Source organism: Enterococcus sp. R12, from assembly GCF_058135755.1.
On the sequence record NZ_CM176874.1, the window covers coordinates 2,618,341 to 2,632,579 of the forward strand.

General features: G+C 42.5%; 12 protein-coding genes and 2 pseudogenes. 1 reads left to right on the plus strand and 13 read right to left on the minus strand.

Translation table 11 applies throughout. The annotated features are described in order from the left end of the window. Positions 1-14: 14 nt before the first annotated feature. Positions 15-446: a division/cell wall cluster transcriptional repressor MraZ gene (mraZ, locus tag ACTW1R_RS12155; RefSeq protein ID WP_005228792.1), complete on the minus strand. Its 432-nt coding sequence runs from the start codon at positions 444-446 to the stop codon at positions 15-17. A gap of 198 nt (positions 447-644) precedes the next feature. Next, positions 645-1,013 carry a DUF3397 domain-containing protein gene (locus ACTW1R_RS12160; protein WP_005228786.1) on the minus strand — a complete coding sequence of 123 codons (369 nt, stop codon included), beginning with the start codon at positions 1,011-1,013 and terminating at the stop codon, positions 645-647. Positions 1,014-1,345: 332 nt separating this feature from the next. On the opposite strand from ACTW1R_RS12160, the gene ACTW1R_RS12165 reads away from it, so the two are divergent. Further along, positions 1,346-1,465 carry a DUF4044 domain-containing protein gene (locus ACTW1R_RS12165; protein ID WP_005237290.1) on the plus strand — a complete coding sequence of 40 codons (120 nt, stop codon included), beginning with the start codon at positions 1,346-1,348 and terminating at the stop codon, positions 1,463-1,465. A 64-nt stretch (positions 1,466-1,529) separates the two neighbouring features. Here the strand turns inward: ACTW1R_RS12165 and cls are convergent, their stop codons facing one another. The 11 genes and pseudogenes from cls to ACTW1R_RS12220 form a co-directional block, all read right to left on the minus strand. Beyond that, on the minus strand, positions 1,530-2,975 hold the full coding sequence (cls, locus tag ACTW1R_RS12170) for a cardiolipin synthase (protein ID WP_005228785.1): 1,446 nt from the start codon (positions 2,973-2,975) through the stop codon (positions 1,530-1,532). A 124-nt stretch (positions 2,976-3,099) separates the two neighbouring features. Beyond that, positions 3,100-3,984 (minus strand): permease-like cell division protein FtsX, encoded by an 885-nt coding sequence (ftsX, locus tag ACTW1R_RS12175; protein ID WP_010749773.1) that lies wholly within the window; start codon positions 3,982-3,984, stop codon positions 3,100-3,102. Next, positions 3,977-4,663 (minus strand): cell division ATP-binding protein FtsE, encoded by a 687-nt coding sequence (ftsE, locus tag ACTW1R_RS12180; RefSeq protein ID WP_005228783.1) that lies wholly within the window; start codon positions 4,661-4,663, stop codon positions 3,977-3,979. Before ftsE ends, ftsX begins: the two co-directional genes overlap by 8 nt. A 112-nt stretch (positions 4,664-4,775) precedes the next feature. Next, a protein-coding gene (gene prfB, locus ACTW1R_RS12185) for a peptide chain release factor 2 (protein WP_100214389.1) occupies positions 4,776-5,883 on the minus strand; the annotation gives its coding sequence in 2 pieces (ribosomal slippage) (positions 4,776-5,810 and positions 5,812-5,883; 1,107 coding nt in all). 88 nt (positions 5,884-5,971) lie between these two features. After that, positions 5,972-6,046 (minus strand): annotated as a pseudogene (locus ACTW1R_RS12190) (SEC-C metal-binding domain-containing protein); the annotation flags it as partial. Positions 6,047-6,091: 45 nt separating this feature from the next. Continuing rightward, positions 6,092-8,476: pseudogene (gene secA / locus ACTW1R_RS12195) on the minus strand (preprotein translocase subunit SecA); the annotation flags it as partial. Positions 8,477-8,724: 248 nt separating this feature from the next. After that, the gene (locus tag ACTW1R_RS12200; RefSeq protein WP_010749776.1) at positions 8,725-9,540 is read right to left on the minus strand and encodes a DUF1189 family protein; all 816 of its coding nucleotides are present in this window, start codon (positions 9,538-9,540) and stop codon (positions 8,725-8,727) included. Between the two features lie 10 nt (positions 9,541-9,550). Beyond that, complete coding sequence (locus ACTW1R_RS12205) at positions 9,551-10,384, minus strand: sugar ABC transporter permease (RefSeq protein ID WP_016608756.1); 834 nt, start codon at positions 10,382-10,384, stop codon at positions 9,551-9,553. A 2-nt stretch (positions 10,385-10,386) separates the two neighbouring features. Then, complete coding sequence (locus ACTW1R_RS12210; protein WP_010749778.1) at positions 10,387-11,676, minus strand: carbohydrate ABC transporter permease; 1,290 nt, start codon at positions 11,674-11,676, stop codon at positions 10,387-10,389. Between the two features lie 160 nt (positions 11,677-11,836). Next, complete coding sequence (locus tag ACTW1R_RS12215; RefSeq protein WP_015510171.1) at positions 11,837-13,102, minus strand: extracellular solute-binding protein; 1,266 nt, start codon at positions 13,100-13,102, stop codon at positions 11,837-11,839. A gap of 156 nt (positions 13,103-13,258) precedes the next feature. Then, positions 13,259-14,206, minus strand: coding sequence for a LacI family DNA-binding transcriptional regulator (locus tag ACTW1R_RS12220; RefSeq protein ID WP_005228774.1), 948 nt, complete (start codon positions 14,204-14,206; stop codon positions 13,259-13,261). Positions 14,207-14,239: the final 33 nt, after the last annotated feature.

Here is a 14,239-nt window from a genome sequence, read left to right on the forward strand (position 1 = left end):
TCTTCCTATCAAGCCTATAAGCCAAAATCAATCATTGTTTCAGCAATTTCATCAAAGTTTTCTTCTGCTTCTTCAGAGAATGCTTGCCAACGCGTTTCATCCCAAATCTCGATTCGGTTTGAAACGCCGATGATCACACAGCTTTTGGTAAGGTCTGCATGATTTCTCAATGTAACAGGGATATTGATTCGTCCTTGTTTATCGATTTCGCACTCTGTTGCAGCAGAATAAAAGAAGCGGACAAATGTCCGAGCGTCCTTTTTCGCTAAAGGCATTTCGTTTAGTTTTTCTTCAAGTTTTTCCCATTCAGATAAGGGGTAGCCAAATAAACAGCCATCTAATCCACGTGTCACAACAAATTTTTCTCCGAGTTTTTCTCGTAGTTTTGAAGGGACGATTAGTCGGCCTTTTGCATCTATCGAATGTTGAAATTCACCCATAAACATCGATAAATAACCCCCGATCTCCACCTGATATTCACAGTCTACCACAATCCCCCACTTTCTACCACAAATTATATGAAATTTGAAAGGGAAGTTGTTTGACTTTTCTTTACCAAATGAGGAAAAAGAGGAAAACCGACTACTTAAAGTTTTTAAAAAAACTTTAAGTGAAAAAATGGGCGTTTATCAAGAGTCAAAACACTATAAGTAACTAACAATATTTAGAATGATCAAAACGACATGAAAAATGATCGTAAATAGAAAAATACTACGCCAATACATCTTTAAATAGCGACCATATTGGATCTCCTCATAGTAATATGCCTGAAAAACTGCCAGCAGAATCCCTAATAAAAAAATGGAGATCAAATAGTACAATGTGATCGCTTGATCAAAAGTATACTTTGATAATTGATGAATCCCGACCATCAAAAACGGTACTGCTAAATCCGGTGCCTTCACGTGGTAACGATCATTCAAGGACAACGCGGAAACAATAAACCGACAGGCGAAATAGACGAGCACAGGGAAGATATACCAAAACAAAACGATTGGATTAAATCCAGACATACAGCAAAATCCTTTCTAACAACTAGTGTCACTATACTTTATTTTCTTTACATCCGTGTTTCAGTTCTTTTAAAAATCTGAGCTGGAATAAGACAGTCATGAAATTTTTTAAGGAGCCTCTTTGTTCATCAGCTGACTTTTGAAAGTCTTGAAGAATGCATTTCTTTACCTATTAAAACAGAAGGGCGTATCTTCAACAAGTCTATCTTGCCATTCTAATGATTTTTTTTGTCCTGAAATTGAAAATTTCTTAATTTCTCTTTGGTTCAACTTGAGTTCTTGTGTATTTGAGGGTAAACTGTCACTAGAATAACTCTAAAAGGTGGATTAGAATGAACGAGAAAAAACCAAAAAGTACCTTTGCAAAAATCACGCAAGTCGTGATCTGGACCATGCTTATTCTCACTGTTGGCTCGATTTTCTTAGCAGCATACACAAGTATTATGGGTTAATCCTATTAAAAAAGTGCCCTTTTCCAAAATGATGGCTTCCATCTTTTGGAAAAGGGCACTTTTTTTACAGCAAGGGTGACACAAGGCGTGCCAAGCCTTCTTTGATTTTGATCGTCAGCTTTCTTTGCTGATACGCTTCGATCGTTAAGTGCTTGGAATCGATCGAATCCGCCAGAAACGCTTCTTTCGTTTGCGTCGCGAGTTGTGCATCGTAGATGATCGTATTGACCTCAAAGTCTAAACGAAACGAACGGACATCAATATTTGCTGAACCAATCGAAACGAGCCCACTGTCAATGATCATCGTTTTTGCATGCATAAACCCTTTCTCATAGGTTTCGATGACTGCCCCAAAATGCAGTAGCTCAGCCGCAAAGGAATAGGTCGCCCAATATACCAAGGGATGATCCGGTTTGTTCGGGATTTGTATATGAACTTTCACCCCAGAAAGCAGTGCCAACTTCAAGGCATTGTGAATGGCTTCATCCGGAATATAATAAGGTGTTTGGATCAAGATTTCCTTTTTGGCTAAGTTGATCATTTTCAGATAGGTCATTTTGATTTCTTCATGTTCCGTATCAGGACCACTCGTGATGACTTGGGCTGCAACTGTCCCGACTTGTTTAATTTCAGGAAACAAGGAAGGATCATATTTGATCTCCAACGCATGTTGTGAATTCCAATCCATCAAAAACCGATTTTGCAGCGAATAGACAGCTGAACCGGCAATTCGCAAGTGATTGTCTCGCCAATAACCAAATTTTTCCACTTGCCCTAGATATTCATCTCCCACATTAAAACCGCCTGTATAGCCAATTTCTCCATCGATCACCACGATTTTCCGATGATTTCGATAATTGATTCGCGGATTGACATAAGGAACGAATAAAGGAAAGAAGAAGGCAATTTGACCGCCATGTAGACGCAACTCATCAAAAAACTTCAATGATACTTGGGTGCTGCCCCAAGCATCTAATAAGACTCTTACTTTTACGCCTCGCTTCGCCGCGCGCACCAATGCCTCTTTGACTTCATTTCCCAATGTATCACTGCGATAAATGTAATATTCCATATGAATGTGATTTTTTGCCTGTTCGATATCCGCGATCAAGGCATCAAATTTCTGCCGTCCGTCGGTATAAAGCGTCATACTATTCGCTGTCGTATACAGGGATTGCCCAAAGACTGTCAACAGGTAGACCAGCTGCTGCACTTCTACCTGCGCGGTCGGCGGATGCGGAAACAGCTGACGAGCGAGGGCTTGTTTTTGTTCTTCTAATTCAACATTCAGCCCCACCTTTGCCTGTGAGCGCATATCAAAGATCTTTTCCTTAGAGATCCCTCTACCAAAGAAAAAGTAAAGCACAAAGCCAACGATTGGAATGAACATCAAGACCAAAAGCCAGGCCCACGTTTGAGCAGTCTGCCGCCTTTCTCTGAAAATGATAATGATTGATAACAAAATATTGACTATAAATAAAATGGTTACCAAATTATCCATTACAACCATTTCTCCACCTCTTCCCCGATTTCCCGCTACTAAAGCATATCAAAAAATAGTACCTAAAGTAAAGAAACACTGTGATGAAACAAAAAAAGCCGATCTTGACGATCGACTTTAAGAAAACATCGGTTTAGAATTTTAAGAAACGGCGCATTGATAAGACAGAACCAAGTGAACCGATCACGATCCCAATCAGTGCCATCACACCGCAAACTTGTAATAGAAACATATTTGGTGCAATTAAACTGTAATTTGAACGCAGTAAGGATGGATTGACCATTGCATAAACTTGGTGGTAGCCGAAGTACATTAATGCAATCGGAACGATCGAACCTAAGAGTCCGATCCAGCCGCCTTCAAGGAAGAATGGCCAACGAATGTAGCCGTTTTTCGCCCCCACCAGACGCATGATCTGAATTTCTCTTTGACGAGACAAAATCGTGATCCGAATCGTATTAGAGATCAGGAACATTGCCACAAAAATCAATAAGACAGCAGCAGCTAAGCCCCAAGTCCGCACAGCAGCAGACAATTCAAAGATTCGGTCAGAAGAATCTCCGCCGTAATCGGCTTTGAAAACATTTGGCAATTCGCCAGCTTGCTCAGCGATCTCTGTCGTATACTCTGGATCTGTTGCACTGACGACAAACACGTTATACAGCGGATTGCTGTCGCCTTCGAACAAGTTCCATGAATCCCCCATTGCATCTTGGATCTTCTGCAATTCTTCGTCTCGGCTAGAAAATTTCACTTCTGAAACGTTCGGCAGATCATTTAAGGACTGTTCCAAAGCATCCATGTCTTCTTGTTCCGTACCAATATCAACGAAAACCGAAACGTCCACATTCTCGCGAATGTCTTCGGCTAGTTTTGTTGCATTTAAGATTACACCTAGAAAAATACCGACTAATGTCAGTGTGATCGTTACCGCACTCAATGACGCAATAGTCATCCAGCCGTTACGCTTTAAACTTTTGATACTCTCCAGGAGATGACGGAAAAATGTTCTAATCATCGTAACCATATTCTCCTTCCGCTTGGTCGCGAATAATGCGGCCATTTTCAATCGCGATCACGCGATGACGAATCGTATTTACGATCGTACTATTATGGGTCGCCATAACGACCGTTGTTCCTTGGGCATTGATCCGATCAAGCAGCTTCATGATTTCCCATGAGTTTTCAGGATCTAGATTCCCCGTTGGTTCATCCGCAATCAATACTTTCGGCGTATTTACGATGGCACGAGCAATCGACACCCGCTGTTGTTCCCCACCGGAAAGCTCACTTGGAAATACCCGCACCTTATGTTTCAGGCCGACCAAATCTAACACTTCCATCACCCGTTTTTTGATATCACGAGGTTTGCGGCCGATAACTTGCATTGCATAAGCAACATTTTCAAAGACCGTTTTCCGTGGTAAAAGTTTATAATCCTGAAAGACCACGCCGATTTCCCGACGCATCAATGGGATCTCGCGGTTTTTCATGCCGACCAAATCATATCCTGCGACATTCAAAACGCCTTTAGTTGCTTTTTCTTCCCGATACATCAATTTGATAAAGGTTGATTTACCGGCACCCGATGGGCCCACGACATAAACAAACTCTCCTTGATCAATTGAAATCGAAAGGTTACGGATAGCAGTCGTACCATTAGAGTACTTTTTCATTATATCTTTCATTTCTATCATACAGCTATCTCTCCATCTCAAATTTTCATTCTGGCTTATTATAGCATGAATATATTTCACCTTGCTTGCAACAGATTACAATTATGTTTCAATCTGTTTAAGTCACACAAGGTTATTTTTGATTCAGTTTCAGCTTCAAATACGCGTCGATAAAGCCATCCAAATCGCCATCCATGACTGCCTGTACATTCCCAGTTTCGAAATTCGTTCGGTGATCTTTGACCATAGAATATGGATGGAAGACATAAGAACGGATTTGCGAGCCCCAACCAATTTCTAACTGCTCGCCTCGCAAAGCTGCTGCCTCTTGCTCTTTCTTTTCCACTTCTAATTGATACAGCTTGGCTTTCAACATCCCCATCGCTTGCTCACGGTTTTTCAATTGTGAGCGCTGGGCTTGGCTAGCAACGACCGTTCCTGTCGGAATATGGGTGATCCGCACAGCAGATTCGGTTTTGTTGATGTGCTGTCCACCCGCACCACTTGCGCGGTACGTATCGATTTTCAAATCATCTGAGTTGATTTCCACATCGATCGCCCCATCTAATTCTGGCATCACATCCACCGAGCAAAATGACGTGTGCCGTCTCTTGGCTGAATCAAAAGGTGAGATCCGAACTAAACGATGAACGCCTTTTTCCGATTTCAAATACCCATAGGCGTTGTGGCCTTTTACAAGTAAAGTGACACTTTTGATCCCCGCTTCATCACCAGCTTGATAGTCGAGGGTCTCTACTTGATACCCGTGTTGTTCGCAAAAACGAGTATACATCCGTAACAGCATGCTGCCCCAGTCTTGTGATTCGGTACCGCCTGCACCAGGATGAAGCTCGATGATGGCGTTATTTCGATCATAGGGTTCATCTAACAGCATCGACAATTCATAAGACGCCATTTTCTCGTTTAGCTTCGTGATCCGTGCTTCAAGTTCTGCTTCCATTTCTGGGTCTGCTTCTTCTTGAATCATTTCCAACATCACTTCCAGCTCTTCCAATTCTTCTGCTAACTGATTGAACTGATCGTAGGTCTCTTTGTTGGCATTGTTTGCGTTAATGACTTGTTGAGCTTTTTCTGAGTCATCCCAAAAGGTGGGATCTGCCATTTGGTGTTCCGCTTCCGCAATGTCCTCTTCTAACTGATCTAAGTCAAAGAGACCCCCTAAAACTGATTATTTTTTCATTCATCTGGGTCAATTGATTCCGAATATCTGCGATTTCCATTAAAATTCCTTCTTTCTTTTTTTCTTACAAACGAAAGTAGACTGGACAAAAACGTCTGCCAGCCTACTCTCAACTTTTTCAAAACGTGTTACATATTTTTCCCGTGGCAATTCTTGAATTTTTTCCCGCTGCCGCATGGACAAGGATCGTTACGACCAACGTTTTTGAAACTTGGTGCTTGGGCAGCAGGTGCTTCTTCTACCCCTTGTGCTTCCCCTTGAGCAACTTGTTCCCGTTGAACGTTTTGACGAATCTCTGCCTTCATAAAGAGACGAGTTACTTCATATTCGATCGCTCCAACCATGTTCTCAAACATATTGAATCCTTCTGTTTGGTACTCAACTAATGGATTGTTTTGTCCATAAGCCCGTAACCCAACCGATTGACGCAGCTGATCCATAGCATCGATGTGGTCGGTCCACTTCGTATCGACAACTCGTAAGATGACGACTTTTTCAAATTCCAGTAATTGTTCTGGACTATTAAGTTGTGCTTTCTTTTGTTCAAAGACTTCATCTGCCCGTTGGTTTAGGTAGTCTTTGATCTCTTGAGCTGATTTGCCCTTGATGTCCTCGATACTGATAGTATCTTCATGAACAAGTGCATTCGCCGCAAAATCAACGATTCCTTCGTAGTTCCAATTGCTTTCTTCTAATTGCGTATGACTGTCGACGACTCGGCTGATGGAACGTTTCACCATATTCATTAATTGTGGTGAAAGATCCGATTCTTCCATGATCACTTCTTGACGTTGTCCGTAAATAACTTCCCGCTGTTCTCGCATCACGTCATCGTATTGCAAGACGTTTTTCCGAGTATCGTAGTTATTGCCTTCCACTCGTCGTTGGGCAGATTCTACTTGTTTTGAAAGCATCTTGCTTTGGATCACGGCGTCGCCTTCATCGATCTTCATCCGATCCAAGAACACTTTGATTCGTTCAGAACCAAAACGCTTCATTAAATCATCTTCTAACGACAAGTAAAATTGCGACATCCCTGGATCTCCTTGACGTCCCGCACGTCCCCGCAACTGATTATCGATCCGTCGGGATTCATGACGCTCAGTACCGATAACTGCCAAGCCGCCTAGTTCTGCAACACCAAGACCTAACTTGATATCCGTTCCCCGACCAGCCATATTGGTCGCGATCGTTACAGCACCTTTTTGTCCCGCATTCAAAATGATTTCTGCTTCTTTAAAGTGATTCTTGGCATTCAATACTTCATGAGGAACTTTCTCACGATCAAGCATTGATGACAATAATTCAGAAGTCTCAACAGCGACCGTCCCTACAAGCACGGGTTGTCCTTTGCGGTGACGCTCTTTGATGTCTTGAACGACTGCTTGGAATTTGCTCGTAAGCGTTGGATAAAGCAAGTCCGCACGATCATCCCGTAAGATTGGTTTGTTCGTTGGAATCTGAATGACTTGCATGTTATAGATTTCTCGGAACTCTTCTTCTTCCGTTTTCGCTGTACCGGTCATCCCAGACAGTTTTTTGTACATCCGGAAGTAGTTCTGGAATGTGATCGTCGCCATCGTTTTGGTTTCATCTTCGATTTCGACACTTTCTTTCGCTTCGATCGCTTGATGGAGCCCATCAGAATATCGGCGACCATCCATGATCCGACCTGTAAATTGGTCAACGATCATTACTTTTCCATCTTGCACGACATAATCGATATCGCGAATCATAATGTAATTCGCTCGTAGTGCTTGATCCAAGTGATGGGTCAATGCCGTGTTTTCAATATCATACAAGTTTTCTAAGCCGAAGGTCTCTTCCGCTTTTTCGATCCCACGTTCTGTCAAACCGATCGTTTTTGATTGGATATCGATTTTGTAGTCTTCTTCTTCCGTCAAGCGTTTGACAAAATTGTCGACCCGATTGTATAGCGCAGTTGATTTTTCTGCTTGTCCTGAAATGATCAACGGTGTTCTCGCTTCATCGATCAAGATCGAATCGACCTCATCGACGATGGCATAGTTTAATGGACGCTGTACCATTTGATGACGGTAAACCACCATGTTGTCCCGCAAATAGTCAAACCCTAATTCATTGTTTGTACTATAAGTGATGTCACAAGCATATGCCGCACGTTTTTCTTCTGCTGATTTTGAGTTGATGTTCAAGCCGACCGTCAACCCTAAAAAGTTGTACAGCTCCCCCATCTCAGTCGAGTCACGAGTTGCCAAGTATTCATTGACAGTTACGACGTGGACACCTTGACCGCTCAAAGCATTCAAATAAACAGGTAATGTCGCCGTCAAAGTTTTCCCTTCACCCGTACGCATCTCTGGGATATTCCCATCATGCAAGACGATCCCACCCATTAATTGGACGTGGTAAGGATAAAGGCCCAAAACGCGTTTTGCAGCTTCACGTACTACTGCAAAGGCTTCAGGTAATAATTTATCCAAAGTCTCTCCCTCTTGGAAACGACGACGAAATTCATCGGTTTTCCCGCGTAATTGTTCATCAGATAAAGCGGCCATTTCATCCGCATGTGATTCAACTTGATTCGCAATATGGTCAAGACGTTTTAATTCTTTTTTGTCGTTTTCGATTAATTTTCTAAAAAAATTGGCCATACCTTAATAATTCTCCTTTTACTTCTGCATTATCCTAGCTGGAAACTCTCCTAACTATTTTAGCACTAGTTCACCATAAATGAAATATTTTTCGATAGAACTATCGCATCAATCTTGCGTGATAAACGGATTCTTAACCTTTTTTCACAGATTTTAAAGAAACGCGGAAAAAAAAACACGCAACAAGCCATTGATCGGCGCTGAAAGTCCAGCACACGCCCAAACGTCTTGTTGCGAATGTTTGCAAATTATGCCGTTTTAAAACGGGTTTTTAAGAAAGCTAAGAAGAGCATCAGTAGCATGCCTAAAGACTGAATCCCGATCATCAAGACGATATCAGCGCCAATAAATCCTGCCAACATCGCAACGAGAGAGCCTGCCCCCAGTGCATTTAAAATCACGTTCGTACTTTCTTTAAAGCTGCCGATTGTCGACAGTCGTGATTTTTTCGTCAACCAGAGGAAAAACGCTGCGCCTATGACTAGAATACTATTCATTGCCACCAATAAAAATGCCACTGTGATCGTCTGACTGAAGAAAATCGCTGTCTCGTTGTTGCGATAGAAGCCGTCTTCGATTGCTTTTTGAAACGAAGCCGCATCATCTACTTGATCAGGTGCCATTTCCGCCGTGTAACGCATTTCATAGTGATAAGTTTGTCCATCGATTTCTTCTTTGATGGTCCAGTCTGTTTCCCGAAAATTGATGGCGTATTTCGCTTTTTCAAGAGCCGCTTCTGAAAGCGCAACGCCTATGATCCCCGCTTCTGTTTGGGAAAAGACTTGTGACTCATCCGCTAAAAGTTTGCCATCTTCCAGCTGCAACTCATTGTATTTTGCTGCCGTTTCTGCCGTCACGAGTGTTTTTGCATGGGGAAAAAATGCCGCAAAGGCTTGATCCGTTTGCTTGCTGATCATTAAGGTCAACGGGATCATCAGCAAGGACATCAAGAAAACATAGACGAACACTTGCTGCCAGCGATTTAATTTTTTACGCCATGCATAGACTTTTGTTGGAGAAAAAATGGCCCCAAAGTACGTTAAGGGAAATCGTTGTTCAGACATCCTATCATTCCTATCCTTTTGTTCCGCCAGAGGTCAAACCTGAAACAAAGTATTTTTGTAAGAAGAAAAACAGTGCAGCGATCGGTACGGCGATCAAAATCGCCCCTGCCGCAAAGAGTGCGACCCGTTGGTTACGGGCATCATTGATAAAGGTTTGCAGCCCAACTGCGACGGTCAAACGCTCTTGTGAGCGAAGCAAGAAACGCGCCAGCAAGAATTCGCCGAATGGTCCCATAAAGGCCCACAATGCTTGGACGGCAACCATTGGTTTTACGAGGGGCAAAACGATTTGCCAAAAGATGCGAAAATGCCCTGCACCATCAAGTTTTGCTGATTCATCCAAGTCGATGGGTACCGTATCAAAGTACCCCTTCATCAGCCAAGTATTCATCGGAATCCCACCACCGATATAAATCAATGTCAAGAACCAGAAGCTATCTAGACCGTTTGCTAATAAGCCCATAACATAAAAAGCGGTCAACGCCGACATTGTCGGTACCATTTGAACGATCAAGAACACCATCAGACTACTTTTACGACCAGCAAAACGGTAACGACTGTAAGTATACCCTGCTAACGTTACGATCATTACTTGAATGATCATCGTCGAAACGGCCACGATCAAGGTGTTTTTATACCATGTCAAATACGGGGTTTCATTGAATAAACGTCGAAAGTTGTTCAATGTCCAATCCGCATCAAAATCTAAGCGAAAAGCGATCATGTTCCCTGCCTTGAAGGCTGAGGTTGCGGTAATCAACAAGGGATAGATGATAATGATCGATAACGCGATCATAAACAAGTAGGTAAATAATTTGCTGAAAGAAAACTTCTTCTTTTTCATCCTCAATCCTCCATATTAAATGCATTCGTCTTTTTAAACACCAGTAATGAAATGGAGATCACCACAAAGGAAATGATCAAGGTCAATGCAGAAGCAATCGAATATTGTGGTGAGCCGCCGGTCGTCAGTTTGTAGATCCATGAAATCAAAATATCTGTCGATCCAGCATTTCCGCCTAAACTCCCTGGTCCACCTTCGTTAAATAGATAGATCATCGAGAAGTTATTAAAGTTCCCTGTATATTGCGTAACGAAGGTTGGGGCTGCTACCAAAAAGATTGCCGGCAGCGTAATGTTCCGAAAACGCTGCAACGCATTGGCTCCATCCATTTTTGCTGCTTCATACAAATCTTCGGAAATGGATTGTAAAATCCCCGAAACCATTACATAGATGTAAGGAAACCCTAACCAACCCTGAATCAAAATAATCGCCGTTTTCGTCCAAAACGGATCAGTCTTCCAAGCAATGTTCCCAATATCCACAAAAGGCAGATTGTTCAATAGCGGGATCACCTGCGTATTGATCGCTCCTGCGGTATCATTAAACATATTTGAAAAACTCATGATTGTGATAAACGCTGGCACCGCCCAAGGAAGCAAGAAAATCACCCCAAAGACGCGACGAAACTTCACAAATTTTTGATTGGCAACAACTGCTGTCAGTATGCCGAGTGTAATTTGCAAGGTGGTTGCTAAAACGGTCCAAATCACCGTCCAACTGAATACTTTTACAAAGGTGTCGCGGTAAGAACTTAAGGTGAAGATATTCGTGAAATTCGAAAAACCGATCCAGTCGATTAAGTTTGCTGGCGGAATGTGTCGAAAATCATAGTTGGTAAATGCCATAAAGAGCGTCACCATTACTGGAAAAATAATTGCTACGATCATTACCAAGTAGGCAGGGATCGTCAGTAAGTACGCGAACCCATCTTCGTATAATTTTTTGAAAAATTCTTTTCTCGTAACAGCTACCGGGAAGCCTTTTTCAATGCTTTGCCGAACCTGATAGGCATCTTTGATATTTAAAACCCAAAAGATAATGAAAATAACGGTAACGATGACCTGCAGTGTTCCTTCAATCAACAAGAACAAAGAGTTGTCTTCCATTGGTACTGATCCGAGTGTGACAAAGTTATAAAGTGCTTGTCCACCAAACAAAAGCATTTCGACCAGAAAAATCAGAAAGGCTGCAAAAAAGAGACCCGCTTTGAATTTCTGACCATTTTTGAATTGTCCCCCACCAGGGATGATTGAAAGAAGCGCTGTCTGCATGGCTTGTGAATTCGTCCTCATATGTATCCTCCTTAAAATCGAAAGTCTGCCAAGCGGCCGACGATCGATAGAAAACAATCTCGTCAAGCAATTTCTTGCGTGCTACGTTGCAAGGAATCCTTTTGACAAACATCCTCTATAGAATCGTCGACATGAATGACAGACCGTAATCGGCTAATTATTAGTATTTCTGCTCAATCGCTTCTTCGATTGTTTTGGCAGCATTATCCGCTGCTTCTTGAGGAGTCATATTGCCTGAACCTGCATCAAACAGCATGTTTTCAGCCCCTACCCAAACCTCAGACATTTCAGGGATATTTGGCATTGGTTGTGAAACACTGTATTGCTCGATCACTGCTTTTGCTACTGGATCATCAGAAGCAGCGACTGTTTCTTGAGCCATAATGTTCGCTGGAATATCATGACGCATGTCATACAATTTCTCTTGATTGGCTTCGTTGGTCAAATACTCGACAAATTGTTGCGAAACGTCTTTGTTTTGTGAGTAGTTAGATACCACCCACGCTTTTCCGCCGCCAAATGTTTCATAGTCGTTGCCGTTGTTTAGCGTTGGGATTTTCGCTACACCATAGTTGATGCCTGCTTCTTCAAAGCCGTTCACGCCCCATGGTCCATAAATGATAGCTGCTGTTTTGCCTTGATTGAAGTAATCCAACATCAAGTTTTCGTTGGCTGATACATCCAGCATTCCTTGCGGCCAGACATTTTGGAACCAATCAGTTGCATACGTGATTGCCTCAACAGAACCTTCGTTGTTCAGCCCTAGATCAGATGGATCTGTTCCTTCATCACCAAAGACATACCCGCCATGCCCCGCTAATAGACCATACGTATAATAAAAGTCCGTCCAACGAGCTAAGAAACCAACATTGTCATCGCCTTCTGCAAAACGATCATCTTTTGCTAGTTCTTCTAAATCAGAAAAAGTTGCTGGTGCTTCATCGATCAAGTCTTTGTTGTAGAACATGACAACCGCTTCGATCATTGCTGGTGCGCCATAGATCTTATCATCGATGGTCACTTGTTGCTTGTCGGTATCGCTGTACCGTCCATCATCTGGCAAAGTCATTTCTGCCAAATGCCCTTGGGAGCCTACTTGACCCACACGGTCATAAGGAGACATCGTAACATCTGGGCCTTTCCCAGCAGGACCGTCTAGTTGAAGCGCATCCATTTGATCGAACATGTCCATTTCTACAACGTTGATGGTGACATCATTTTCAGATTCAAAGTCAGATTTCACTTCATTGATATAATCAATATAGTCTGCGCCTACAGAGACCGTGATCGTTTTTTCATCGCTACCTGAACCTGCATCTGCATTACTACCATCGGTACTACCGCCGTTGCCGCCACACGCCGCAAGCGCTAACAACGCACTTCCTGAAACTAATCCTAGAGCTGCCTTTTTCCAATTCACTTTCATCCTGTTTACCTCCTGCAATTTGTAACTCTATTATGCAACCGGTTTCTTAAAATGGCAAACATTTTCTAAATGTTAGCGATAACAAAAATTGAAAAAGCCTTTAAATTAAGATATTGAGGAATTGAAAAGAAATTGCGCAACCATTTGCTTAACTTTTCACCTTGTGGATTCACGAACCACGAGTTGCGGTAAAAAGCGCTGTTGTCGCAGGCTCGTATCGTTCTGTTCAATTTTTTGAATCAGTAATTCACCACAAGCTTCGCCCATCTCAACGATGGCTTGCTTCATAGTCGTCAACTTGGGCGAGCTGACCTGATCCAAGAATACCCCATCGTAGCCGACAATCCCAAAATCCTTTGGTATCTGCGCGCCAATCGACTGCAAGCCTTGATTGATGCCTAGTGCCAAACGATCCGTCGCACAAATAAAACAAGTATTTTCCGCAAATTGTTCCTTCTGTGCTGTGATAAACGTGCGGGCTGCAGAAGAACGGTTTTCAAAACGATGGATTTTTGGTGCTTGTCCTGTTTTTGTCACTGTATCTATGTACCCTTTTTCTCGGCTTTTCGTAAATGCTTCTTCCAACTCTAAACCAATATAGACCAAGTGTTGATAGCCAGTATCGAGGGCGTGTTTACAAGCAGAAACGATCCCTTGGTAGTTGTCACTATCAACAAAGCTGAATCCAGCTTCATTTTCACCAAATAGAACGACGGGTTTCTTTAAATTTTTTATCCAGTCCATATCCTTTTGGCGAAATCCCGTAATGATACAACCATCAGCTGGGCCACGATCCACCCCATCCGTCGTAACCAGCTGCAACGAATAATGCGCTTTGCCGATGGAACGAGCGATCCCCACTAATAAATTCATATAGTATGGCTCCGTCGTGTCCATCTCCTCTAAGATATACACTTTGATGATATGGGAACGCTTGGAAACTAATGATTTGGCAGCAATATTCGGTTGATAATCCAGTTCTAGCATTGCTTGATGAACGAGCTGCTTTAGCTCTTCGGTCACTTTATCTGGATGGTTGATCACTCGAGAAACGGTCATTGCGGAAACATTTGCTTTTTTGGCGACATCTGCTAACGTAGTCATGATTCACTCTCCCTGTATTATTTCATCTATAGT

Coding starts and splice junctions, on each gene's coding strand:
- ACTW1R_RS12210 (WP_010749778.1), bottom strand. CDS start 11,676: ATGAGGACGAATTCACAAGCCATGCAGACAGCGCTTCTTTCAATCATC.
- ACTW1R_RS12205 (WP_016608756.1), bottom strand. CDS start 10,384: ATGAAAAAGAAGAAGTTTTCTTTCAGCAAATTATTTACCTACTTGTTT.
- mraZ (WP_005228792.1), bottom strand. CDS start 446: ATGTTTATGGGTGAATTTCAACATTCGATAGATGCAAAAGGCCGACTA.
- ACTW1R_RS12215 (WP_015510171.1), bottom strand. CDS start 13,102: ATGAAAGTGAATTGGAAAAAGGCAGCTCTAGGATTAGTTTCAGGAAGT.
- ACTW1R_RS12220 (WP_005228774.1), bottom strand. CDS start 14,206: ATGACTACGTTAGCAGATGTCGCCAAAAAAGCAAATGTTTCCGCAATG.
- ftsX (WP_010749773.1), bottom strand. CDS start 3,984: ATGATTAGAACATTTTTCCGTCATCTCCTGGAGAGTATCAAAAGTTTA.
- ACTW1R_RS12165 (WP_005237290.1), top strand. CDS start 1,346: ATGAACGAGAAAAAACCAAAAAGTACCTTTGCAAAAATCACGCAAGTC.
- ftsE (WP_005228783.1), bottom strand. CDS start 4,663: ATGATAGAAATGAAAGATATAATGAAAAAGTACTCTAATGGTACGACT.
- ACTW1R_RS12200 (WP_010749776.1), bottom strand. CDS start 9,540: ATGTCTGAACAACGATTTCCCTTAACGTACTTTGGGGCCATTTTTTCT.
- ACTW1R_RS12160 (WP_005228786.1), bottom strand. CDS start 1,013: ATGTCTGGATTTAATCCAATCGTTTTGTTTTGGTATATCTTCCCTGTG.
- cls (WP_005228785.1), bottom strand. CDS start 2,975: ATGGTTGTAATGGATAATTTGGTAACCATTTTATTTATAGTCAATATT.